Annotated in this window: 17 protein-coding genes and 1 pseudogene; 7 read left to right on the forward strand and 11 right to left on the reverse strand. The window is 47.5% G+C overall.

All coding sequences use genetic code 11. The features are described from left to right. Window positions 1-91 precede the first annotated feature (91 nt). Window positions 92-1,822 (forward strand): ABC transporter permease, encoded by a 1,731-nt coding sequence (locus tag NC997_RS19520; protein ID WP_190529201.1) that lies wholly within the window; start codon window positions 92-94, stop codon window positions 1,820-1,822. Between the two features lie 110 nt (window positions 1,823-1,932). Beyond that, window positions 1,933-3,552 carry a hypothetical protein gene (locus NC997_RS19525; RefSeq protein ID WP_190529203.1) on the forward strand — a complete coding sequence of 540 codons (1,620 nt, stop codon included), beginning with the start codon at window positions 1,933-1,935 and terminating at the stop codon, window positions 3,550-3,552. A 64-nt stretch (window positions 3,553-3,616) separates the two neighbouring features. On the opposite strand, the gene NC997_RS19530 is transcribed toward NC997_RS19525, so the two are convergent. The 3 genes from NC997_RS19530 to NC997_RS19540 form a co-directional block, all read right to left on the reverse strand. Continuing rightward, window positions 3,617-4,546, reverse strand: a complete 930-nt coding sequence (locus NC997_RS19530; RefSeq protein ID WP_190427265.1) for a CoA-binding protein — start codon at window positions 4,544-4,546, stop codon at window positions 3,617-3,619. Window positions 4,547-4,759: 213 nt separating this feature from the next. Further along, window positions 4,760-6,058: an ATP-grasp domain-containing protein gene (locus NC997_RS19535; RefSeq protein ID WP_190529205.1), complete on the reverse strand. Its 1,299-nt coding sequence runs from the start codon at window positions 6,056-6,058 to the stop codon at window positions 4,760-4,762. Between the two features lie 134 nt (window positions 6,059-6,192). Continuing rightward, window positions 6,193-7,110: an SDR family oxidoreductase gene (locus tag NC997_RS19540; RefSeq protein ID WP_190427258.1), complete on the reverse strand. Its 918-nt coding sequence runs from the start codon at window positions 7,108-7,110 to the stop codon at window positions 6,193-6,195. A gap of 243 nt (window positions 7,111-7,353) precedes the next feature. On the opposite strand from NC997_RS19540, the gene NC997_RS19545 reads away from it, so the two are divergent. Continuing rightward, window positions 7,354-9,306: a hypothetical protein gene (locus NC997_RS19545; RefSeq protein WP_190529206.1), complete on the forward strand. Its 1,953-nt coding sequence runs from the start codon at window positions 7,354-7,356 to the stop codon at window positions 9,304-9,306. A gap of 295 nt (window positions 9,307-9,601) precedes the next feature. Here the strand turns inward: NC997_RS19545 and fetB are convergent, their stop codons facing one another. Beyond that, complete coding sequence (fetB, locus tag NC997_RS19550; protein WP_190414315.1) at window positions 9,602-10,381, reverse strand: iron export ABC transporter permease subunit FetB; 780 nt, start codon at window positions 10,379-10,381, stop codon at window positions 9,602-9,604. Window positions 10,382-10,720: 339 nt separating this feature from the next. Between fetB and NC997_RS19555 the strand changes: the two genes are divergently transcribed. Further along, window positions 10,721-11,845, forward strand: coding sequence for an aminotransferase class I/II-fold pyridoxal phosphate-dependent enzyme (locus tag NC997_RS19555; protein ID WP_190529208.1), 1,125 nt, complete (start codon window positions 10,721-10,723; stop codon window positions 11,843-11,845). A gap of 190 nt (window positions 11,846-12,035) precedes the next feature. Here the strand turns inward: NC997_RS19555 and NC997_RS19560 are convergent, their stop codons facing one another. Further along, window positions 12,036-12,785, reverse strand: a complete 750-nt coding sequence (locus NC997_RS19560; RefSeq protein WP_190529210.1) for a DUF561 domain-containing protein — start codon at window positions 12,783-12,785, stop codon at window positions 12,036-12,038. Window positions 12,786-13,020: 235 nt separating this feature from the next. Between NC997_RS19560 and NC997_RS19565 the strand changes: the two genes are divergently transcribed. Together NC997_RS19565 and NC997_RS19570 are read left to right on the forward strand one after the other, a co-directional pair. Further along, window positions 13,021-14,136: a serine/threonine-protein kinase gene (locus NC997_RS19565; RefSeq protein ID WP_190529213.1), complete on the forward strand. Its 1,116-nt coding sequence runs from the start codon at window positions 13,021-13,023 to the stop codon at window positions 14,134-14,136. A gap of 924 nt (window positions 14,137-15,060) precedes the next feature. After that, on the forward strand, window positions 15,061-15,921 hold the full coding sequence (locus NC997_RS19570; protein ID WP_190529215.1) for an SH3 domain-containing protein: 861 nt from the start codon (window positions 15,061-15,063) through the stop codon (window positions 15,919-15,921). Between the two features lie 27 nt (window positions 15,922-15,948). On the opposite strand, the gene NC997_RS19575 is transcribed toward NC997_RS19570, so the two are convergent. Continuing rightward, complete coding sequence (locus NC997_RS19575; protein ID WP_347276152.1) at window positions 15,949-17,097, reverse strand: isomerizing glutamine--fructose-6-phosphate transaminase; 1,149 nt, start codon at window positions 17,095-17,097, stop codon at window positions 15,949-15,951. A gap of 159 nt (window positions 17,098-17,256) precedes the next feature. Further along, a complete protein-coding gene (locus tag NC997_RS19580; protein WP_242030484.1) occupies window positions 17,257-18,318 on the reverse strand; it encodes a hypothetical protein in 1,062 nt (353 codons plus the stop codon). A 140-nt stretch (window positions 18,319-18,458) separates the two neighbouring features. On the opposite strand from NC997_RS19580, the gene NC997_RS19585 reads away from it, so the two are divergent. Beyond that, a complete protein-coding gene (locus tag NC997_RS19585; RefSeq protein ID WP_347276153.1) occupies window positions 18,459-19,424 on the forward strand; it encodes a phosphodiester glycosidase family protein in 966 nt (321 codons plus the stop codon). Between the two features lie 41 nt (window positions 19,425-19,465). Here the strand turns inward: NC997_RS19585 and NC997_RS19590 are convergent, their stop codons facing one another. The 4 genes and pseudogenes from NC997_RS19590 to NC997_RS19605 form a co-directional block, all read right to left on the reverse strand. Further along, the gene (locus NC997_RS19590; protein WP_190529217.1) at window positions 19,466-20,320 is read right to left on the reverse strand and encodes an MBL fold metallo-hydrolase; all 855 of its coding nucleotides are present in this window, start codon (window positions 20,318-20,320) and stop codon (window positions 19,466-19,468) included. A gap of 7 nt (window positions 20,321-20,327) precedes the next feature. Beyond that, window positions 20,328-21,422 carry a chorismate synthase gene (aroC, locus tag NC997_RS19595; RefSeq protein ID WP_190529219.1) on the reverse strand — a complete coding sequence of 365 codons (1,095 nt, stop codon included), beginning with the start codon at window positions 21,420-21,422 and terminating at the stop codon, window positions 20,328-20,330. A 162-nt stretch (window positions 21,423-21,584) separates the two neighbouring features. Further along, the gene (locus tag NC997_RS19600; RefSeq protein WP_190529221.1) at window positions 21,585-24,836 is read right to left on the reverse strand and encodes a HEAT repeat domain-containing protein; all 3,252 of its coding nucleotides are present in this window, start codon (window positions 24,834-24,836) and stop codon (window positions 21,585-21,587) included. Between the two features lie 194 nt (window positions 24,837-25,030). Then, window positions 25,031-25,192: pseudogene (locus NC997_RS19605) on the reverse strand (photosystem II q(b) protein); the annotation flags it as partial.

Genomic DNA, 25,192 nt, shown 5'->3' on the forward strand with positions numbered 1-25,192 from the left:
TGAGGACTGAGGACTGAAGGCTTTGGACTGAGTTATTAACAATGCTTACTCTTCACTCAGCACTGAATTTAATTCTGGAGATTTTTTAGTGATGAAAATTAATTGGAGCGACCGGCTGGGAGATTGGAATCCCCAGCTGTTACGAGAAATTAAAGGGCGTCTTAAACCCCGAAATGTATTAATTGCAGTAGCGATCGCGCTGATGGGTCAAATGCTACTGCTGATGAGTTTCGCAACTCAACTGCCAGTTGATACGGGTATGGGCGATATCTACAGTAGATATTGCCTAGACAATCGTCCTGGTTATGGGCAGAGGTGCCTTGTAGATGCCCTGGGCAATTTTGCCATTAACTGGCAGTTGTGGTGGCTAGATGTGTTCGTGTGGCTGAGTGTTATTGGCTTCATGACCGTCTTGGTGGCTGGCACCTATATGCTAATTAGCGACCTATCGCGGGAAGAAAATCGCGGCACGCTGAATTTCATTCGCCTCAGCCCCCAGTCAACAACCAGTATTTTCAGCGGTAAGCTGCTGGGAGTGCCGATTTTACTTTATCTCCTAGCCGGTCTGGCGATTCCTTTGCATTTGTTGGCGGGTCTGTCGGCTGAAATTCCTTTAGTTCTCATTCTGGGGTTTTATGGTGTCGTGGTTGCCAGCGCCGCTTGCATCTACAGCGCCGCCTTACTTTATGGATTGGTCGCCGGTGGACTCGGTGGATTTCAATCTTGGATTGGCAGCGGCATCGTGCTGATGTTCTTGAGCCTTATGACTGGCTTGAGCCTTAACAGCAGCACAATCATCCATAATTCCCCCCTAGATTGGCTGCATCTATTTTCTCCTTCAATTGTGCTGGCATACCTCATTGATGCCAGTTCTCAAGGAAGTGCCTATTCAACGTCAATGGGAATGGCGCAACTGGAAGCCTGGAAATGGTTTTACTTACCTCTAGGTACCAGCATCTGGAATGTCATCGGCTTTAGCGTGCTGAACTATGCGGTGGGAACTTTATGGTTTTGGCAAGGGATGAAGCGTTGCTTTCACAATCCCAGTACGACTCTCCTCAGCAAACGGCAGAGTTATATAATGACGGCTTGCTTTGAAGTGGCTGTTCTGGGATTTGCCCTAACCTTACCAAAATGGCGCGCAGATAATCCAGAATCTATACCAGGCGGACTGTTTGATAATTTTGGTGGTTTGCTGTTGTTAAATTTGCCGCTGTTCTTGTGTCTGATGGCGGCGTTGTCGCCTCACCGCCAAGTTTTGCAGGATTGGGCGCGTTACCGACGGGAGAAAACATCTTCTCGCGTGAAAAACTTGGTGCAGGATTTGGTTTGGGGGGAAAAAAGCCCCTCAGTGGTAGCAGTGGCACTGAATTTACTGATTGCTTCAACTATCATGGTGCCTTGGATACTCCTTTGGCCTGCAAGTGCGTATAAAGCATCAGCGCTGGCGACCCTCCTGCTGAGTGTCAATTTAATCTTGATTTACGCAGGCGTCGCTCAGCTAATGCTGTTCATGAAGACACCGAAGCGATCGCTCTGGGCAGCGAGTACAGTGGCTGGATTGATTATATTGCCGCCGATTGTGTTCGGCTTACTATCAATCTCTCCGGCTAAAATCCCTGGCGTATGGCTGTTTTCCGTCTTCGCCTGGGGTGCTGTAAAAGATGCTGCTGCGACTAGCCTGGGTCTGGCAGTGCTGGGTCAGTGGCTAATGTTCAGCTTGTTGAGTATTCAGACAGCGCGACAGTTACGACAGGCGGGTGAGTCCGCGTCGAAATCGTTGATGTCCAATCGTTCCTCTTTACCCGCTAACGGCTTGTAGAGATAGCGATCGCTCGAATCGAATTCTCGGACACAAACGAATCTAGAAAAACCCGTTTTCTGCCTCGAAAACGGGTTTCTTCTCAAAATTTGCGATCAAGGAAAACAGAGATGAACCTACTTTGGATGGAGCGATTGGGCGATTGGAACCCTCAGTTTCTGCGCGAACTCAAAGGACAACTGAAAACTCGCAAGTTAGCGATCGCTATTAGTGTCTCTTTGATTAGTCAGTTTTTACTGGTCTTGTATTTTTACGAACAACTAAATTTGGATGGAACCTACAGCAGCTTTTGTGTAAGAACCAGTAACTACAACTGCCGTTTGGATGCTGCCGGTGAGATTGTCATTGACTGGCAGCAGTGGTGGCAAACCCTATTCAGCATTTTGAATTGGACTTTGCCTCTTATCTTATTACTCGCTGGGGTCTATATGATTCTCAGCGACCTTGGTAAAGAAGAGCGTCGAGGCACCCTGAATTTCATTCGATTGAGTCCCCAATCCAGTCAAAGCATTTTGACGGGGAAAATCCTGGGAGTGCCTATTTTACTTTATCTGGGTGTGGCCCTAGCACTACCATTGCATTGCTGGTCTGCGATTAGTGCCGGTGTACCTTTTTACTTTCTGGTGAGTTTTTATTTGCTCTCAGGTGTTAGTTACTATTTCTTCTATAGCGCTGCCTTACTTTATGGATTTTTGAGCGAATTTCAAGCTTCGTCAGCCAGTTTTTTAACCTTTGTATTTGCTTTGCCTTGGCTAAATGTAATTAATTGGTCTGTGTCCCTGGTTACACAGGCCAATTATGATTGGAGCGATTCAGTACTATACTATTGGCAATGGTTTTATATACCGCTCGGTAGTAACTTTTTGTTAGCTGAGACCTTTGCAATTCTAACTTTTAGTTTGTGGACTTACTGGATTTGGCAAGCCTTAAATCGGCGTTTTGCTAATGCCAACGCCACGCTTATCAGCAAAAAACAAAGTTACTGGATGGTCGCTTATTTTGAATTCCTGCTTCTAGGTTTTTGTCTACAAAAGAACCACTTAAATCCGGCACAATTTGCTGAATCTGGATTTCTGTGGGGATTGTTGGTCTTTATGGAAACCGTAAATCTGCTATGGTTCTTGGGTTTAATTGCTGCTTTATCCCCTCACCGTCAGGCATTACAGGATTGGGCGCGTTACCGCCGCGAAAAGGTTTCTAACCGTAAAAGTTTTTGGAAAAGCGACTTAATGCAGGATTTGCTGTGGGGTGAAAAAAGCCCATCACTGGTGGCAGTAGCAGTAAATTTGGGCATTAAAACCGTAATTTGGGGTGCTTGGATTCTGTTTTGGCCTCAAAACAGTGGCAAGATTTCAGCTATTTTAGGTTTGATCTTGAGCCTAAACTGGATCTTGATATTGGCGGGTATCGCTCAGATGCTGCTATTTATGAAAACAGCAAAGCGATCGCTCTGGGCTGGCATAACTGTAATAGCCTTGATTGCATTTCCCCCAATCTTTTTCAGCGTGCTGTCGATGCCATTTTATCAAAGCTCTGGTGTGTGGCTGCTTACCGCCTTTCCGTGGATAGGGGTAAAAGAAGCCTCCACAATTCCCATTTTTCTGACAATCTTGGGACAGTGGAGCGTTACGACATTGTTAAGCTTACAATTGACGCGGCAGATGCGATTAGCAGGCGCATCTTCCTCCAAAGCAATCTTTGCCAATCGTCCATCAGCACCCGCCCGCTAGAACACTTCAGAGAGGGAGAAATATCGCGACTACTTCTCCCTCTCTTCCCGCTCTAACTCAATCCTCAACCCGACTTTTTGAGCGCCTTTTTCACCAAATCTGGAATTTGAGAAGGGCGCTCTGCTATTGGAATTTTCGCTTGCTTGAAAGCGGCAATTTTTCGGTTTTCAGGTGTCTGTTCGGCGGCAAGTTCAGCCTGTGGAGAAGCGAGCATCGCTTCCTGACGCCAAAAACCAAGTGCATTCCCTGGGCCTAAAAGTTTTTCTTGGGGAAGCAAGCGACCGACAAAATATACAATTACTGGCTTATCAAGTGTAGCAACGATGTATTCTGCTGCCGCCTGTTCATCACTAGAACTGGTATGGCTGATATGGCTGACTAAAACAATGACCTTCGTGTTTTTATCTGCTGCCAAAATTTCCAGCCATTGTACGACAGAAGATCCGACAAATGGCTCGCTGCCAATACTGACAGCAATCGACTGACCATAACCGGCTCGTGTCATTTCCCCGGCTACTTCGTAGGTGAGATTGCCGCTGCGGCTGAGCAGTCCCACTGATCCAGGGCTATAAAATTCAGGTTCATGAGTGCCTAGTAAAACCTTGCCTGGAACAATAATCCCAGCACTGCTGGGACCGACGATGAGAGTTTGAGTCGCCTCTGCCTTTCTGAGCAGCCGAACCATATCCAGGGGAGGTATCCCACCCGTAATCAGAATAATTTGTCGGATACCTGCTGCGATCGCTTCTAGCGCAGCATCAAGCGCCGCGTAAGGTCGTACAAAGATAATGCTAATGTCAACCGCTCCGACCGACTGTATCGCCTGCTCTACCAGGTCGAACACCGGAATGCCATCCAGCGTTTGCCCTCCCTGACCGGCACTGACCCCAGCTACTACCTTCGTGCCGTAAGCTGTCATTCGGGCAGTGTAGGTTGACGCAAGTGGTTCTGCGATGCCTTGTATCAGGATTTTACTGTCTGGCGTTAACTTCATGATCCTTTACCAAAGTCTATTTTCCATGCAACGTTCGTGCGCGAACAGCACATGAGGTCTAATAACAAATGTCGGTATCTAACATCTCCTATACATCTATATCAGGTTGAGATGAGCGAGTCAGGTTGACAGGAGCAAGCCAACGTCCTGAATGTAACTTTAATGCCAAGCAAAGCAGCATGAAAGCTCGACCGCTAAAACAACCTTGCCTCACTATTTGGTGCTGGGAGTCCCGGATCTACTTTTAGCTGCTGCTTTGGCTAGGGAAATCGCTTGCTCAACAGCGTCATCCAGATTATCGCTCCAGTGTACGGGCATCGTGGCTAGAGGCTCTTGGCTTTTGTCGAGTTCGCCACCTGCTAAGCGCACAACAAATTGGGGAAGCAGGGTGAGAAATTCTGGTCTGCGATCGCCGATCCGGGTGCGAGAGTCCTTGGGGCTGGGTGTACTAACCCGTCGAGTCATTCGCTGCGGATGCTCTGTCATTTCATTAACTTTTCGTTGCAGATATGAATCAATCACTGCAACGACTTCCTGACTCGCTGCGGTATTGCCCAAAATATTAACCAGCAATACTTTAATATTTTTATTTTGAGTGAGACGCTCCAGCGCTTGTTCGAGCTGTTCTCTCCAAGATGCGGGTGTCAAATTTCCACTCGCCTCCTCACCCACAATTAGGCAAAGTCTCGGCTTACCGCCAGCGCTGTAAACCAAATCTACCATTGCCATCGCCAAGCTGGTGCCGTTACAGAGAATCCCAATATTACCATCTCGATTCAGCCAGTTCTGAATGGGTAGAAACTTACCGGGATCGATGTCTGTAGGCGTTTCCTTCGCGATATCGGACTGAGGCATTTTTGCCGCTAGAGAAGCCAAAGCGGGATGACGTCTAAGAGCAGCATCATTGACTGTAATTTTGCCATCTAAAGCCATCAATTCGCCTGTAGGACTTACACCTAGGGGATTGATTTCTACTCCATCTAAATCGTTTTGGACAAACAGATGGTACATCTTTTCGATAACGGTGCTAACTGACTGGATCAAGGAACCTTGGAGTCCCATTTTCAGAGTCAGATGGCGGGCATAAAAAGAGGAAAATTCTTGGTCAACAACTACTTGCTGAAGAAGCTCCATCACCGCTTCCAAGTTCATGCCTCCTTGTGAGGAACCTAGCAGCACCGGGCGACGAAGGTCGTAGTCTAGGGTGACGGCTAGATAAAATTCACGAGTAGCATCGTATTTTGCTTCTGCTAGAAGCACTTGGGGATATTCACCCAGAATCGGCAAATTAAAAATCGTCCGTGCTGCCGCGATCGCATCGATGGTATTTTCTGCAAATCGAATTCCACCCGCTCTACCCCGTCCACCAGCACGCACTTGCGATTTTAGGACAACCGGGTAAGGAATTTGCAAACCTTTGAGGTCTCTGGAATTATCAATTCGTTGAGAAGGCAAAACGGGGATGCCCATCTCCCGAAATAATTCTTTAGCTTGATATTCTAGTAAATCCATGAATGGCAATTAAGGATGAGGGATGGGGAATGGGGAATGGTAATTGAGAAAAAAGGGATTCGTTATTCGGCAGTCGCAGCAAACCAAAGACGAATGGCTAACGATAATGACGAGTGACAATTACCCAATCCCGATTACCCCTGTTTCTGACGACTTTGCCAGTCTTTGGCGACTTTATCAATTCCATAGAAACGCTGCCAAAAGGCATCAACCGCCCTGGTAGGCAACACTTTGTTCATTAAAAACAGTAGAATATCTCCCCCAGTAGCAGCCACGTAGCGGGGACGAGGATGACGGTCGGTGAGCGATCGCACAACCACTTTAGCAACCCGTTCGGAAGTCCAAGCTCGACTACTGGTTCGTTCCTCTAGCCCTTCTAGCCGCTCAAAAGCAGCCCGGTAAGGTGTATCTTGTGGAGTTGATATCGCTTGCTCAACCCGTTGCGCTGCTACCGCGAAAAACTCCGTACTGACTGGCCCTGGTTCAATCACGCTGACTTTGATATTGAATGGAGCCAGTTCCATCCGAAGTGCATCGCTAATTCCTTCCAAAGCAAATTTAGAGGAACTATATAACCCTCCAAAGGGAAACGCCAGGCGTCCGCCTAGAGAACTAATATTAACGATCCGTCCACCCCCTTGGTCCCGCATTCCTGGAATTAAAGCTTGAATTAAGGCAAGCGGGCCGAGTAAATTGACCTGAAACTGCCGCTGCACCGCCTCAAATGGAATCAACTCTACTGGTCCCATCTGTCCATATCCGGCATTATTGACCAAGGCATCCACGCGCCCAAAATGGTCGATCGTTTTAGTTGCCAAAGCTTTAGCCTGCTCAACTTGAGAGATATCGGTGGGAACAACCAGCACATCAGCACCCGCTTTGCGGCAGAAAGTTGCGACTTCCTCCAATTTTTCCTGGTTTCGAGCTGCTAAGACGAGCCGGATTCCCAACGACTGAGTCGCTAAAACTTGCGCCAGAGCAGCGCCAATCCCAGTAGAAGCTCCTGTAATTAGGATGACTTGTTCAGATAGCGGTGGAGTATCGATCTTCATAACTTGAGTTCAGTAGGCTAACACCTTAGCCGCGTGCCCGTACAGTTGTTAATGGTAAGCCCTAGCATTGCAAGCAATAGCCAATTCGCTGTAGCCAAGACAAATTTTTAGATTTTTGATTATATTTTTTAATTATTGCAAGCACTACTGATGCGATTCCTCTGCTTGAAAGTAGAAAATTGAGCAAGCTTTTTAGCTGTCCTGCCTCAAAATGGAAGAAAGTGAAACGGAGGGTGTTGCTGGATGGAAACAGTAGCCCGCGAAAGCGAATTAGAGGTACTGGGGCGAATTCTACAAAATCGCCTTTACTCGGCATTACCGGAGAAGGTTCCCTTTCAAGTTCGGTGTGCCTTACCGCAGGAAGCGTTAATTATTTTGACGCAACACCCAGCGGATTTTCTGCCTGACCCGCAACGAACCTTTAGAACGTTAGAGCAAACTCTCAAAAGTCTGCAACCGGAATTTGCCCGTCAAGTCCAGGTGTATCTAAGAGTAGTCGGGCAAAAGCAACCCTATGCTTTCCATGCCTTCAGTGTCGATCCGCCTGTTGTGTCCCCGTCACCTGTGTCAACGTCAACTGTGTCAACGTCAACGACTGCTCTCGCTGATGAGACAGCTGTTATCGAGGAGACAATCCCAAATTCGACAGAAGTCAAAAATCCGCCCAAAAAATTGAGGCGCAAGGAGACAATTCCGGAAAATCTCCCCAGCGAGACACCAGCAGCGGCAGATGACAGCATTGGAGTGGATACCGATTCGGCAGAAATCGGCTCAGCACCGACAATTGATGAATCTTCCTCCCTTCCCGCCGATGAACTCAGTTTAGAGCCGGATGAGTCGCCGCCGGATGATTCGCCGGAGGAGGTTAAAAGCGAGGCACCACCGACTTCACTGGTTGGTAAACTACAGCGATTGCCATTGCCGGTACTGTTGGCAAGCGCGGGAGTAAGTTTATTGACGTTTCTGCTCACTCTCTACGCCTTGACACGTCCCTGCGTCATCGGAACTTGTACGCCGCTACTCACGGCACAAGCGTTGAGCCAGGAGGCATCTGCAACCCTTCAAAGACCAAAATCTGGGCAAGAAATATTAGAAGCAAGAGAGAAACAACAAGAGGCAATCCGCCTTTTGAAGCTGATTCCATTCTGGTCTGGTTCTTATTCCGAAGCTCAGAAGCAATTGAACGACAATTCGCAGCAAGCCGAATTGCTCGATCAGCTGGTAATGGCTTTGAGTAAAGGTTCCGCGGCGGCTAGACAGAGCCAAAATCCTCCCCATTCAGCGACAGAATGGTTAGAAATTCAGAAGCTATGGCGAGAAGCGATCGCGCTTTTGGAACCCGTGCCCAAAAATAGCACGGTCTATCAACTGGCTCAGCAGAAAATTAAGGACTATCGAATAAATTTAGCCGCGATTAACGGGCGAGTGAATGCCGAACGACAGGCGCTTAAAAACCTCGACGCTGCAAAAGAAGGGCTTCAGGTAGCAGAAGCCCGTGAAGGAGTGGCGAATTCGATCGCCACTTGGCGACTGGCTGAAATGAACTGGGAGATGGCAATCAATCGGCTCAAGGCGATTCCTGTCGGCACGACTTCCCGTCCGGAGGCGCAGCAACTGCTGGCGACGAATCTGCCCAAATTGTCAGCAGCACGCGATCGCAAAAACAAAGAACAAATTGCCGCTAACGCCTACAATTTTGCTCAAACCCTCGCACGTAATGCCAAAAATTACGAACAGCGCAACCAATGGACATTAGCGGTGCTGAACTGGCGCAATGCAATTGTTAACATTCAAAAAATTCCCAGAGGCACTTTTTTCTACAATCAAGGCGATTCCCTAATGAGTTCTTATAAAGCCGAACTCAGGCAAGCAGAAATCCAACTAGGGTATGCCAGCCTGCTCCAAAAAGCGAGTACCGATCTTATTAAAACCTGCGCTGGGACGCCGAAAGTCTGCGAATACACTGTCACCAGTCAGCTTATCAGAGTTCAGCTGACACCCGCTTATATGCAGATGGTGACGCAAACCGTAAACGCCGCACAATTGAGAGGAGATTCTAATGCTCAAGCTGGGATAGCCGCTCATTTGCGAACGCTAGGAGACGCACTGGAAGCGATTAGCGATAACGCCCGTATTCCTCTTGAACTCTATACTCCAGATGGTTCGTTGATTAACAAGTATCCTAAAGTTAGCTAGGAATAAAAGTCTCACATTAGGGTCGGTTATGTTTTCTATCTCAACCCACCAAATCCTGAGGTTGCGTTAGCTTTTGCTGTTGCTACTTATACCATTTCACTTTTGTGCTGCTACACTTACTGCTTCGTCTTCCTTCCCAGTTGAGCGGATCAAATGTGTAGCATCATCAAGGGAAATTAGGATTACATCTTGCATTTGTCAAATTAATAAACAACAGATGCAAAGTCGTAATAAAACTGGGCAAGATTTGAGTTAAACTACCTAGGATTTTTTTAAGAAAACTCGTTTTTTATTTTTAATGATTCTTGAGTTGGGCTTCGCTAGTAAAAAACTGGCGGCAAAGCCCTTGAGTGACTAATAAAGTTGTCACTAAGTTGGTAAAAGCAAGCATAAACATAATTAAAATTTGGTAGGATGCAGCATTCAGCGGGTCAACACCACTCAATAATTGACCTGTAATAATTCCCGGTAGTGTCACGACTCCAACAACCATCATTTGGTTCAGAGTGGGAATCAAACCGGCGCGGATGGAATCTTTGCGGTATTGTGCAACCGCCTGTTGTGGCGTTGCACCTAAGCTCAGGTGGGTTTCAATTTCGGCGCGACTAGCGTTGACGGTGCTGCTCAAACGTTCGCCCGCGATCGCTGCTCCATTCATCGCATTTCCGAGTACAATTCCCGCTAAGGGAATCAGGTACTGGGGTTCATACCAAATGGGCGGCTGAAGGATCAACAAAGTGGTGTAACTCAATGTCAGGGCGCTACTCACCAAAATCGACCCCCACACCACGGGCAATACTTGGGGAATTTTTTTGCCGATGCGATTGCGAGCAACAATTGCGGCAATGCTCAGCATCACCATCAAAAGTGCCAAAACTGCCCAAGGATTTTTCCAGGCGAAGACAAAGGCTAATACATATCCAACGCCCAACAGCTGGATAATAGTGCGACCAGTCGCGATCGCCAATTGCCCTTCTAATCCGAGTTGTTGAATCCTGGATAAACCAATGGCAACTGCCATCATGCCCAACGCCAAGACAAGGTCTGTAAAGTTCAGTGCGATTAAAGAATCCACAGTTCAAAATGAGGTCTTGCTTTCTCCCTAATTCTGCCAGGGTTGAGGAAGTTTTGATTGCGGAGGGCGGAGGACTGAGGACTGAGGACTGAGGACTGAGGACTGAGGACTGAGGACTGAGGAGTTAGGAGTTAGGAGTTAGGACTGAGTGAAAATAGGAATGCTCCCCTTGTCCTCTGTGGGTCTGCTTCGTTTTCCTGTTATCGTCCCTCTATCTGCCAAATTCTGCGAAACAATTTTGTAAGTTCGGCATTCTGAATCAAAAAGGATGGTGAGGCGTGGATTCCCTTTCTGAGCAAAATTTGGTTCTATGTAGATAAAAATTTGTGGTGTCAACGAGTGAATAATATTCCCCCCCTAGACCTGTCGCGGCAGTACAAAATTATCAGTGAAGAAGTGAATGCAGCCGTTCTAGGCATCTTGGCTTCTGGTCGTTATATTGGTGGTCCTTCGGTTGCAGGCTTCGAGCAACAGTTTGCAGCTTACACAGGCGTTTCAGAGTGTGTAGCGTGTAACTCTGGTACAGATGCCCTCTATCTAGCTCTCAGGGCTTTACAGATTGGGCCGGGGGATGAGGTAATTACGACGCCTTTCACCTTTATTGCCACTGCTGAAGTAATTAGCGTGGTGGGGGCGACGCCGGTTTTTGTCGATATTGATGCCCATACGTTTAATTTCAATATCGATCAGCTGCAAAAGGCGATTACCGCTAAAACTCGCGCCATTATCCCAGTTCACCTGTTTGGGCAGCCGGTGGATATGACGACAGTGATGGACGTAGCACAGGCTCATAATCTAGCGGTGATTGAAGACTGTGCCCAAGCCACAGGCGCTGAGTGGGCAGGATCTAAAGTAGGCAGCATCGGGCATATTGGCTGCTTTAGTTTCTTTCCTACTAAGAATCTGGGTGCTTGTGGGGATGGCGGTGCGGTGACGACGAACGATCCAGCGATCGCTTCTGCTATACGGATGCTGCGGGAGCATGGAATGCGCGATCGCTACCATCATGAAGCAACTGGCATTAATAGCCGCTTGGATGCTCTACAAGCCGCCATTCTGCAAATTAAACTGCGTTATCTGGATACGTGGAATGACCTGCGTCGCTCGGTTGCACAGCAGTACCACCAATTGTTAGAGCCGGTGCCTGGGGTGGTGAAGCCGCAAGAAACGCCAGGAGGTCGCTGTGTTTGGAATCAATACACGATTCGCCTCACCCAATCCAGTAACGGCAGCTATCGGGATGAGGTTCGCAATCAGCTACAGCAGCAAGGCGTTAGTTCGATGGTTTACTATCCCCTGCCTTTACACCTACAGCCGGTCTACAAGAATTTAGGCTATAAATCTGGGGACTTCCCTGTGGTGGAGCAAGTCTGTCACGAGGTTTTGGCCTTGCCCATGTTTCCAGAACTTTCTCTGGCGGAACAGGAGCAAGTGGTTTACAGCTTGAAAGATTGCTTGGGATAAGTTTTGAGTTTTGAATTTTGAGTTTTGAGGGTTGATTGATTAACCTCGATTTCTGGCGTAGGGGCATGGCGCTGCCATGTCCCTACAGAACGTGCATCAGTGTAAGTTTTTTAATCCACGTTCCTTAGCCAAGATTTATTCAAAATTCAAAACTCATCACTCATCACTCATCACTCCGACCGCTTAGGGATTACGCATGAATGCGTTCGCGGCTGACAGTGGATAGTGCTTCCACCAAGCTACGAACAGCCGCTACCATCGCGACTTCACTGTTGAGTTGGTTGATGGCAGAACCGACGCCGACACCCGCAGCACCGGCAGCGATCGCCATCGGTGCGGTAACGCTAGAAATTCCGGAAGCACACAGGACTGGGACGGAAACAGCGCGGGAAATTTCGTAAGCTGCTGCTAAGGTAGGAGCCGCTTTTTCAATCAGTCCCAGCGTACCGGCGTGAGTCGGGGTTGAGGAAGTGCCTCCTTCGGTTTGGATAATATCGGCACCGGCTTTTACCAATGCTTCTGCGAGTTGAACTTGCCGATCTAGCTCCAGAATATGGGGCACGGTGACAGACAAGGTAATATTTGGCAGCAGCGATCGCGTTGCTTGCGTCAGCGCCAACACTTCCTCTGCTTCAAACCGCCGTCCCTGCGCGTAAAAACTATCAAAGTTGCCGATCTCAATCAAATCCGCTCCAGCTTCCACTGCGATCGCAAACAGTTCTGGTTCTACTGCTGATACGCAAATTGGCAGGCTTGTCAACTGACGAGCCAACCGCACCAAATTGGGTTCTGCGGCAATATCGACGAAAGTAGCACCGCCTAAGTCGGCTGCCTTAACGGTGGCAGCAACTCGCTCCGGATGGAAGTTATTCAATCCGGTAATAATTTTTAAAGCACGACCTTGGTCAAAGACACGCTGTAGTGTAGTATTCATGGTCATAAGCCCGATTTGGCTCGCAAATTTTGCATCTTAATTGTACAGACCGAATCATCCGGTCTCTACATTCAGAACGATCTACCTGGGAATATTACTGCGGAAGGTTGTGCATCCCCGCTGATTGCCATACCATCAGGAAATAAAAATTACGCTCTGCTTTTTATCACAACTGGGATCTAGACTAGGAGCATAGCGCAGATCCTGCCCCCCTCCTGCCCTCCTCCTGCCAGTGACGGTCATGAATTTTCCACCCACAAATCTGTCAACTTTTCACTCAGATGTTTTACAGCAAACTGAACTAGGGCAGCTGTGTGGTACCGAGCAGTTGTTCCGCGATCGCTATGAGATCCTGCGAATGTTGGGAAGAGGTGGCTTTGGTATCACCTTTTTAGCCAGAGATGCCAACTTGCCAGGCGATCCTTTGTGCGTGATTAAGCAGCTGTGTCCCAAGTTTAGCGATCCGATTGGACTGCAAACAGCGCGGAAACGCTTCGAGCAAGAAGCAAGAACCCTCAGTAAGTTGGGCAGCCATTCCCAAATTCCCATGCTGCTAGATTACTTTGTAAACGAGGGAGAATTCTATTTAGTTCAAGAATATGTACGAGGGTATACCCTCGCACGCTTGGTGCGGCGCGGAGGTCCCTTATCGGAAGAGGGCGTTAAATATTTCCTTCGTCAAATCCTGCCATTGTTGCAGTACATCCACGGCAATAATGTAATTCACCGCGATATTAAGCCCCAGAACATCATCCGTTGCCAGGACGATGGGAGGCTGGTGCTGATTGACTTTGGAGCTGTCAAAGAGGAGATGGTTCCTTTAAGCGATACAGGAGGTCAGAAGCAAACCACCCAGTTTATCGGCACGGTTGGATTTGCACCGCCGGAACAATTTTCACTGCGTCCTGTTTATGCCAGCGATATTTATTCGTTAGGCGTAACGTGTCTTTACTTGTTGAGTGGGAAAGCGCCGCTAGAATTTGATAGCGATCGCTCTACGGGTGAGATTCAGTGGCAGGACACGATATCAGTCAGTAAAGACTTTGGCAAAATTCTCAACAGAATGCTGAAAATCTCTTTACGCGAACGTTATCAATCTGCAACAGCGATTATGCAGGCATTTGGCTGGGAATCGCCTCAAGACAATTTAGCGCAGTTTATGACAACTCAGCGTCCTTCAGGGAAAGATTCAGATAAGAAAAAATCAGAAGCAAATTCACCAAATTATGTTTCTCCTACCGCCAGAACAGCGATCGCGCTTCGAGATTGGAAAGCTAGGTGGCAGGCAAAGCAACGAGATCCTAAGAAAAGACACCGTCATAGCATCATTAGCAGTTCTGGTAACTCAGGACTTTAGGAATTGGTAGTGGGAAAATTATAGTTGGTTATTACACCATTGCTCAACAAAGGCTTCCGCTTTTGGGCAGAAGTTTCCTATTGGGTGCAGCAGTTTATTTCCTGAGAGTGAAAGCCCAGACAAGATGCCAATATTCCTTTCAGATATCTTCTAAAAAATTCTTTTCCTAAAGGAAAAAGGGAACGGTTGCTTATATAGCAATCCCATTTAAGTGGCGGACCAGCGGTTCATATCCTCGAATTCTTAGAGAATTCGAGGATATCACCTTCATGAATCGTTTAGGCTCACTGCATTATCTCGGTCTATTATTAATTGATAAAATATAAAAAGTCGTTTTAGATTTCTCAAACTTACAGATGGAAACATTTAGATCGCTCAAGCGTCTAGTTTAGTAAAAAGTTTGAGAGCGAGCTGATATCAATTCACCTGTTTAAGCGCTACACTTCAGTTTCTTATTATCTATCTTCCTTCTAGCGTAGCAGCACTCCCACCTCAGGGGGTGAGGTATCTGATGTGTATCACCAAAGACTAAAGTAAAATCTTATGAAAATAATTTGTTTTAGATCATAATCATTAACCATAGAAAAGCCAATGAGGTTGTGACAGTTATTTGAAAGGGCATTCAATCGAAGAAGCTTTGGTCACGAAAATAACTTAGAAATTATGTGGCAACTTAACAAACTGGCATCGCATTGATGAAGCTTGCTACTTAGAAAGCTCAGAATCAGTTTTATAAGTTATTTAGTCGTCAAAAAATGATTGGTGAGGGTGTTTCTATGAGTAAAAAAATGGGAATAAATACCCAACCGCTTTAGCAAGTTAATCCTGAAAACAGTAAAAACAAACAAGCAGGATTTGCACTGACTCCGCCAAAGATAAGGCATTGAAAACGTAGGAACTTAGAATACCGAACAAGAGGGTAGAATGAAACCTTATCAAATTTTAATAACATGCGCGATCGCTATAGGAGCGATCGCAGGTTCCACTTTAGCAACGATTAGCTACCGCAACAGCCAACCACCACAACCCACAACTGAAGTTCCAGCTCCTCCGGCGACAACGGAGACACTAGAACCGACAATACCCCCGTCTGTGGCGGTATCGCCCCCACCGTATACGCCGCCGACTTCAAAACCAACTGGGACTCAAACAACTCCGCCAGACAAAAGTTCGTTTTCTCAGTTTCGCGTGCGTCTTTTAGATGCCATTAGTCGGCGGGATGCTAATTTTATTCGCACGCTTGTCACCTCAGAAACTGAATGGAACTATGGCGGTACGCTCAATTTGGACAGCTACAACATTGATGACAAAAATTCTAAATTTTGGGCATACATGGATAAGGCACTTAGTTTAGGTTGTGCTACCGACAATCAGGCAAAAGTGGCGAACAAAGAACCGGGATCTGATGTTTGGGTGTGTCCAGATATCGCAAAAGCACTGGAGTCAATTCGCCCAGATAAACCGAATGTTGGACAACTGGCAATTTTAGGACAAAATGTGAATGTCCGTGCAAACCCTGGGGCAGGTAGCAAAGTTGTGGGGGTTGTGTCTTACGATTTTGTAGGGTTTGATGGCAACACCTTTAACAGCTTACCAGAGCAGATGCAGAAAGAGGTGAAGGAAAAGGTTATCGATGGTTGGACGCCAGTGAAACTCGGGAATGGTAAAAAAGGTTGGGTTCTCAACCGCTATGTGTACGATTCAGAAACCGATTACCGCGTCAGTTTTGTGCGAATTCGCGGACAGTGGCGACTACGTTACTTCTTGCCAGGAAATGGGAATTAAGCGATCGCAATTTCTGAAATAAAGAGGTTAATCCACAGTCAAAGTCTTCGTTAAATTTCTGGGGCGATCGACATCCAATCCCCGATGAACAGCCGTGTAATAGGCTAAGAGTTGCAACGGAATAACTGTCAGGATGGGAGAAAGTAATTCGTCCACATCTGGGACGGTCAACACCCGATCAAATAAGCCAGTAATTTCTGAATTGTTTGTGGATGTCACGCCAATGAGCCGAACCCCCCTTGCTTTTGCTTTTTGGGCATTGGCAAGGATTTTTTCGTACACAGTTCCGGGCATCGCGATCGCTACTACAGTTACAGAAGAATCTAGCATCGCAATTGGACCATGCAAAAACTCTCCAGCGTGATAACCTGTTGCGTGGATATAGCTGGTTTCTTTCAGTTTCAGTGCTGCTTCTAGAGTGATGGGAAAATTAATCCCGCGCCCTAAAATAATGCAGTTTTGGGTATGGGTAAAGTCTTTGGCTAGCTGCTCGACGGCGTGCTTTTGGCTTTGTAAAATTAAATCAATTTGATCGGGGATTTGGCGCAATTGCGTGAGGATTTGATGCAGTCGATCGCTCGATAGAGTTTGACGGCAGTATGCTACATCAAGTGCCCAACAGTAGAACGCTATCAACTGAGCGACAAAGGTTTTGGTGGCAGCGATCGCTACTTCACTTCCTGCCAAAGTATGAATTGTACGATCTACCAGCTTTTCTAAGGAACTTCCCGCCTGATTGGTAATTCCTAAAAATCGAGTTTCACCAGAACAATGCTGTTTTTCTATTTCTAAGGCAGCGAGAGTATCTGCGGTTTCTCCAGATTGGGTAACGCCAACAATGAGAGTATTCGGAGTTGCAGGCGATGGTGCATCCCGAAATTCTGAGGCATAGTGTACGCTTGTTGGCACTTTAGCCACTTGCTCTAATAGATATTTACCTACTAAGCTGGCATGAAGACTACTGCCACAAGCAAGAATTTTAATCTGGTCTATACCATCGTAAAAGTTGGATGATAAACCTAAGTTTAGAGGTTGTTGAGTCAATTCAAGTCGTGGCTGTTGATCGTTGAAACGAATTTCTGAGAAAGCCTCTAAACAAGTTCGGACAACTTCTGATTGCTCATGGATTTCCTTGAGCATGAAGTGGGAAAATACCTTTTCTTTAGGAGAATTCACGCTGCACTAGAAATGTTAATTGGATTGGCTGCTGCCGATAGGAGCTAGAGCCTCCTATCAGCAGTATTCCCGGACTTAGTTGGGGAAGAAGGAAAAATAACCTACCCTTAAAAGGAAATTGCTCCCTGTTCTAGGTTCCTATGCCCTACTACGAACAGTTTAGCGATGGGGAAATAACTTCGGCTCTGTCGCTGAATTTGTAGCTGCCTGGTTAGAGGTAGGTGGTGAAGCCGATGAAGTTGAGCGCAACTCTTGATAGAAACCAAGAACTTTTTCTGTATAAGGGCCGGTTTCGTTGCTGTTATAGCGGGTCGGATCGCCCGTCATCCACCAGGAAGCCGCCCGTTGTACCGCTACCACCTCATTGTTGCCACTCGCCTGAAACTCGTCCCGCAACACGTCGCGCATGACACACACCAGAATGCTTCGTGCGGTTACGGGACTGCTTTCAAATTGCGCTGGTGTTAGTTCCCGATTGATACATTGTTGTGACCAGCCGGGTATATTGTCTGGTTTAACTTGCCACTCGCTGTACAGTCCATCATCAGCGGTGCCAGTTTGCGGTGCTGCCCGTCGTAACGCTTCCACCAGTGCCCCTACATGGGTATCAGAAATCTTTGCTGAATTGGTAGCCGCCGCCGTTGTGACAGGGGGTTTTGCGGGTGGCTGGTTTGAGGTGGGTGATGGTGATGGCGTGGGAGTTGGAGTTGGTTTAGCCGCTGGTTGGGTAGCAGGTTTGGGTGGGGTTGAGGCAGGCGGTACTGCGGATGAAGTTGAGCGCGACTGCTGGTAAAAACCAGAAACTTTTTGGATGTAGGAAGCGATGTCTTTACTGTTATAGCGGGTGGGATCGCCTGTCATCCACCAAGCAGCCGCCCGTTGTACCGCTACGGATTCATTGTTACCCGCCGCTTGATACTGTTGGCGAAGAATATTGCCCATGATGCACTCTACAACTTTCCGTGCGGTGGCGGGATTTGCTTCAAATTCCGCTGTGCTTAGGGAACGTCCGGTACATTGTTTTGACCAGGGGGAAATGTTGTTTGGTTTGATTTGCCAGTCGCTGTAGAGTCCATCGTCCTGTTTTCCGGTTTGGGGTGCTGCCTTCCTGAGCGCTTCTGCGAATGCCGCTACTTTAGCATCTGTTATCTGTGCTTGAGCGGGCAGTGCTGACAGCCCAACGCTGAGGATTGCTCCCCACAGTAACCACTGTAATCGCATGGCTTGCGTCCTACGAACTTAAAACTCTTTTTTATCCTAAGTGCTATTCAATGATGCGCGATCGCTCTTAGCTATGAGAATGCGCTGAGAATGCGATCGCGACTCTTGCTTCAAAATTAGCGGATATCTTGGGATAATCCGTGGCTGTCGAAAAATCCTCAACCAGTATGAGCAAACGACGCAAATTTCCCTGGACGCGATCGCTCAGTGCCATTGCCCTTAGTCTGGTGCTGTTGTCTCTGGGACTCTATGGTGTCTTCTATGGCGTTTCGTGTCTCAGTCGTCCACCCCGCACCGACGTTCAGCAACCGCTATTTCAAGGTATCGTTTATCGGCGCATTCCCCGCTCAACACCGCGCCCCCTAACGATCCACGTTGTCACTATCGACCTAAAAGCGCCAGGAATTGGGGTGTTAGTAACGCCAGGAAAACCCACCCAAGGAAAAGAAACCGTAGCACAAACGACCAGTGACTTTTTGCGGGAATTTAACTTGCAATTGGCAATCAATGGTAGCTTTTTTTACCCATTCCAAGAGCAATGGCTGTTATATTATCCCCACAGCGGCGAACCCGTGAACGTATTGGGGCAGGCGATTTCTAACGGCGTCACCTACTCTGCGTTTGAGCGAGGCTGGCCCGTTTTGTGTTTTTCTCAGGATAATCGTGCCCAAATCAGCAAGACGAGTTGTCCTGCGGATACGGCTCAAGCTTTGGCAGGCGGCGAAATCATCATCGAACGCGGCAACTTAGTGGTGATGAAAGATAACCGCGATCAAAAAAAGTTATTTCCGCGCACAGTGGTTGCGACTGATGAAAGCGGCGAGAAATTGTGGTTAATTCTGGTTGATGGTCGCCAGCGTTTCTATAGTGAGGGCGTCAGTATAATTGAGCTGCAAAATATTCTTGCCGAGTTGGGTGTTTATCGGGCGCTGAACTTGGATGGCGGCGGTTCGACAACGCTGGTGGTAGCGCGTCCTGGAGGGAAGCCTAACGAAGTGTTAGGAGCATCGCTCAATTCACCGATTCATACTCGAATCCCCATGCGACAGCGCCCAGTGGCGAACCATCTGGGCTTTTATGCGCGACCGATAAGAATTAAAAATTAAAAATAAACAATCTTATTTTTTAATTTTTAATTTTGCATTTTTTAATTTACCTGCACAATCATCCCTTCACGGGCAAGGAACGAACCGGGCGAGACTTCTTGAACTTGTGTCTCAATTTGATCGAGAAAGTCATCGCTGTGGTTCGGTTCGTGGTGAAAGATTGCCAACCGCTTGACACCTGCTGCCTGCGCTACTTTCACCCCTTCCTGCCAAGTAGAGTGCCCCCAGCCGACTTTGGGAGATTTGGGGTTGTTATACTCCTCATCGGTGTACATGGCATCGTAAATCAAGACATCGGCTTCGCGGGCTAAGTGCAGCACATTTTCATCTGGGCGATCCGGCAAATGTTCCGTATCCGTACAGTAGAACACGGTGTGCCCCTGCCACGTCACCCGATATCCCATCGCGCCGTTGGGATGGTTCAGCGGGCCGGTTTCAATGGTGATATCATCCACCTGAAAGGTATCGCCACAAATTAACTCGTAAAATTTCAAGTCAGCTTCCATGCCTTGCAGGGGCACTGGAGAATTTGAGTGCATCACGCGATCGCAGAAATGCTGTTTCATGGAGTCTGCATCCGGTGGCACTGCCCCGTAGATGTGGAAGCAATTGCCCTCCATAAAAGCTGGCTTAAAAAATGGCACTCCTTGAATATGATCCCAGTGGTAGTGAGTAAAAAACATATAAGCTTCTACTAACTGCTGCTGGTTTATCAAATCCTTAGATAGAAGGCGCAAGCCGGTGCCGCCATCAAAGATCAGGCGTTTTCCACCGATTTGCATTTCTATACAAGAAGTATTGCCACCGTAGCGAACGGTATCTTTTCCAGGGGAGGGGATACTGCCTCGCACACCCCAAAACTGAAGCAAAAACTCGGAAGAAGGGCTGGTTTCCATTTCACTCTCAAGGCTTTAAAGTACCGCACTGACCCTGATGGCGTAGCAAATGATCGCAAAGCACCAAAGCCACCATTGCCTCTACCATAGGCACCGCTCTGGGCAAAACGCAAGGGTCGTGACGCCCCTTAGCTGCTAGTATAGTCTCTTCACCCTCGCGGGTCACGGTGCGCTGTTCTTTGCGAATGGTGGCTGTTGGTTTAAATGCCACCCGAAGAATAATATTTTCTCCGTTGGAGATGCCCCCCTGAATCCCGCCGGAACGGTTCGTTTTGGTGCGAATTTCGCCGGTTTCATCAATCGAGAATTCGTCATTATGCTCGCTGCCCGATAACAAAGTACCGGCAAAACCAGAACCAATTTCAAATCCCTTACTTGCTGGTAGAGACATGACACCTTTAGCCAGGTCTGCTTCCAGCTTATCAAATACTGGCGAACCTAGCCCTTTGGGTAGATGACGGGCAACACATTCTACAACTCCGCCGATAGAGTCGCCTTCTCGCCCTACCTGCTCAATTTTTTCAATCATCCGCTCTGCACATTCGGCGTCCGGACAGCGGACAATATTACTTTCTACTTGTTCTAAAGTGACAGTGTTGGGATCGACAACGCCTTCTAAGTCTTTGATGCGCTTGACATAGGCGATGATTTCAACTCCAGCAACTTGATGAAGGATTTTTTTAGCGATCGCGCCAGCAGCTACTCGTCCAATTGTCTCCCGCGCTGAGGATCTGCCGCCACCTTGCCAGTTGCGAATTCCATATTTAGCATCGTAAGTCGCATCAGCATGAGAAGGGCGATATTTCTGCGCCATCTCATCATAATCTTGGGGGCGAGTGTCCTTGTTTCGCACCAAAATTGCGATTGGCGTTCCCAGGGTTTTGCCTTCAAATACGCCGGAAAGAATTTCGCAGGTGTCAGCTTCTTTGCGGGGTGTGACGATTTTACTTTGTCCCGGACGCCGCCGATCGAGTTCTACCTGAATTTCTTCGGCAGAAATTTCCAATTGCGGTGGACACCCATCGATAATCACCCCGACGCCACCGCCGTGGGACTCGCCAAATGTAGTGATGCGAAATAGATGCCCGAAGGTATTGCCCATAATACTTAAGGAGGATGCATAGCGATTTGTATCTTAACAGCGATCGCGATTGAGATGGGGAGCGATCGCGCATCTCGCTGCAACTGTTTTTATTTAAACGAACCGCCAAGACGCAGAGAACGCAGAGGTAAGAGTAGAGAGAAGCGATCGCTTGTACCACGCTTATTTTTTCAGTTCCTCTATCTGTCCATCAGCATTCACACGCACTCCAGCACGCCTGCTAACGTTATAAAGCGCTTGGTAGATGGCATTCCGCAAAAACTCGTCTTGTGTAGATTCCATTACTGATGTCATTTCTCGCAGAGCCTTGACTGTTTCTAGGTCATCTCCTACTTTCGCAATTGCAGTAATGATTCCAATTTGCCCTAATTCATCAATGCCGTACTTCTTGCGTTCAGCAAGTAGCTCTCGTAGATCGGGCAGCAATGCTTTGGTAGCAAAGTTTTGCATGGAGAGTAATAACATTCCTTTGCCAACATCAAAAAATGTTATCTGCACCTGCCCACGAGCTATGGCTAATACTTGATGAGCTATTTCCTCAGGCTTATACTCATATAGGGCGTTAATGATTTCAATTATTGACGGTTTTCCCTGGTTTTTTAAAGTTATCTTCTCTTTTAATTTTTCTATCAAAATCTGCTTTACAGAATTATCCCCGAAGCCGTTGAGAACACGAGTTATCCTCCTCCACAAATAGCCTGACTGACTGTAATTTCCCAATTTCAGGCTGGGTGGCACAACTTGGTTTTCTAAAGCATTACGAAGATGGGGGATGCTTTCCCTCACTCCCCAAGTTCCAAGTGTTGCTGCTATGCCCATTCTGACACCGTCGTTGATGTCTTGGCTTTCGAGAATTTCCATCAAGGAATCTTTTGCAGTTTCTTGCAGACCTTCAAGAGATTCCGTCAACAGCCACCTTACTTGCCAGTCAATTGTTTCATCCCTAAGCTTTTCTAAGATTGGATTAGTCAAAGATGGATCGTTTAGGTCTTTTAGAGCTTGGGCAATTTCTGACTTAATCTTTAGGTCAGTAGTTGTATCCAAGAACATATCTAGAAGTGAAGAAGCAACCTTTTTATCACCTATCTTGCCCAAAGCTTGAATAATTTGTCCCCTAGTATTGGGTTCTTTCTCGGTCTCTAGCAGGTCTCGCAGACTATCAACTGCAAACGTTGCTTTTAAAGCACCAAGGGCCCCTACAATGCTCAAGCGAACCAATGAATCCAGTTCGAGGTGATTGTTCAAGAGTCCCAGCAAGCTTTGAGCCACGCTCCGATCGCCGATATCCCCAAAGGCTTTGGCAATGCTCTCGCGGCGATCTGATGGCTCGATACTTTTGTCTGTCAGCATCTCCAGCAATTCGTTGATAAGGGCTTTGTCACCAATCTCGATCAAAACTCTAGCTGCCCGATCCCAATCGAATTCGTAGGGCGAGGTTAGCAGCAAATTTTTAACATCGGCAATAATGCGATCGCGCAAACCATTCATCAGAATTTGAGGAGTACCTGCCAGACAACGTGCTGCTAAGAGCAAATCGCTGTGGAAACGGTCATCGTTCGCCGCTAAGTTACCTTCTGGTAATTCTGGTAAACCTGTGGAATGTCCCAAGATACCCAGCAACAGTGGTGTGGCATCCTTTAACATCTCAGACAGCAGCAGGATGACTTCTTCCCACCAAGGCTCGTGGCGATGAACAATAACCTCTGACAACGCAGCTGCACCGTTGTCCTTAACTGCTAGGGCTGCAAAATATTCTTGAAATGTCAAATGCACAAACCCATACCACCCATGCGCTTGCACCTTCAGCAGCCCATGCTGAGCAGCAATTTCATCCAAGATGGCTTTGTTGTCTTCTCGCGGGATATTTATCGTTGGCAAGAAATCGGCAATCAACTCCAGCAACTCATCTTCGGGGAAGTAGCGTTTTCCTGACTTGTGGAAATGCCAAGCCACCTCCTTCAAAAGATTGCGTTTGCCATCTGTACTAAACTGGCTGAATCGCTTGATGTCTCGATGGGAATCCCACTCTTTCAGTAACACTGTTAGGCATCGTTTGTATAACTCAGCGCGACGCTCCGGCAATTCTAAATCTTCTTGGTAAACAATGGCAATCAGAGAGAGGATCAGCGGGTTCGCTGCCAGTATCTGCATTCGCAAATTCTTTTCCAGTGCTTGCCGTAGTCCTTCAGCCTTATCGGAGTTTGATTTAAACCAAAGATTGACAAACTCCTGAATCTGCTCCCAACTGAAATCCAGCACTTCCAGCGTCTGAAATCCTTTCAATCCTCCGCGCCAGCCAGCTTTTCGACAAGTTACCACAATGGGAGCAGCAGAAAACAGCGTCGCTAGTCGATTAATTTCATCAGCCACCCGCTTGTAAGCGGCTTGAGCCTCTTCCTGAGTTCCACCACCCAGCACCTCGTCGAGTCCATCTAACAACAGCGCGGCTTTGCCATCATCTAGCTGTTGCTCTAGGTAAGGGAGAGCATTGCTAAAGCCATAGCGCTTCTCCCACTCATCAGCTATGAAATCGAGCAAATCATTTTTCTTGCTTTCTACAAATTTGCCTAGTTCCACATAAACAGGCAAATAGGGCAATTTTGGTTCAGCCTGTTTAGCCATTTGGAGCGCTAAATACCGCTGCATCGTAGTTTTGCCAGCACCCGGATCGCCCAACACTACCATGCGTCGGAATTTCACCAAGGTATCTTCTGGCGAGAGGGCAATTTCTGCCTGTTTTACTATGTGTAGCTGGGAGCGTCGCAGCAGTTGGCTGGGTTCTCCCGCTGCCAGTGGTGCCATTTCTTCGTCTTTGGCATAGCGCAGGGTTTCTTCTTCCCGCACTTGCAATTGCACATAGATGCTCTCCAAGTTTACAGAAGACGGCACGTTGGGCAAATCGCAAATACTCAGATGACAGAGTTCTTGCTTCAGTTTTTCGTAGTAGGCTTTAACGCTTTTTGCCTCTGCTGCTACCTTTGCAGTTGCTTGTTCTTCTTCTTCTTTCTTTTTTTGTTCTGCCTGTAACCGCAGCTTATACCGCTCCAAAGCTCGCGGAGCGTAAATAGCTATAAGCCCAGCTATAGTCGCTCCTAATAGCACACCAAGAATTGCAACCCAATTACCAGCAGTTGCTTCCCAAAAGTTCCAAGTGGGTGTTGTGGATTGAGGGGAGTTCGTTGTTTGTGAAGCACCCAAATTGGATGATTGTGAAGGCGAGGGCGTTTGCGTAGATGAGGCAGCTGGCTTCGTTGTAGCGGTAGGCTTTAGTGCGGGAGAAGATTTCGCAGTAGGTGAGGCGACTGGACTGGCTGCGGGTGGTTTTGGATTTTGGGCAACACTCGTACTTGCCAGTAAAAAGCTAAATAAGACTGTACTAGAGGCAAAAACGCGCTTTTGATTTCCCGGCTTCATAATCTTTGGAGGTTACTCGCGATCGCTTTCTTGACCAATCTAGCTCTTCTGATAATGTGGTCGGGACAGCCGATAGTGAACAATAGCTGTTTTGGCGCGGTCGCTTCTTGTACGTCCTTTGCTTTCTCTATCTCCTCAAACAAAAAACGCCCCCCTTGCGGAGAGCGTTTTGATTTAGCTAGAGCTTCTAGCGATTAACCATTGATGCTGGGAGCAACCAGAGCCACTGGAGTAGACTCACCTGCTGCCAAGTCGAGGGGGAAGTTGTGAGCGTTGCGCTCGTGCATCACTTCCATACCCAGGTTGGCGCGGTTGATGACGTCTGCCCAAGTGTTGATGACCCGACCTTGGCTGTC

The sequence above is a fragment of the Trichocoleus sp. DQ-A2 genome (genome assembly GCF_039961915.1).
Taxonomy (GTDB): domain Bacteria; phylum Cyanobacteriota; class Cyanobacteriia; order Cyanobacteriales; family FACHB-T130; genus FACHB-T130.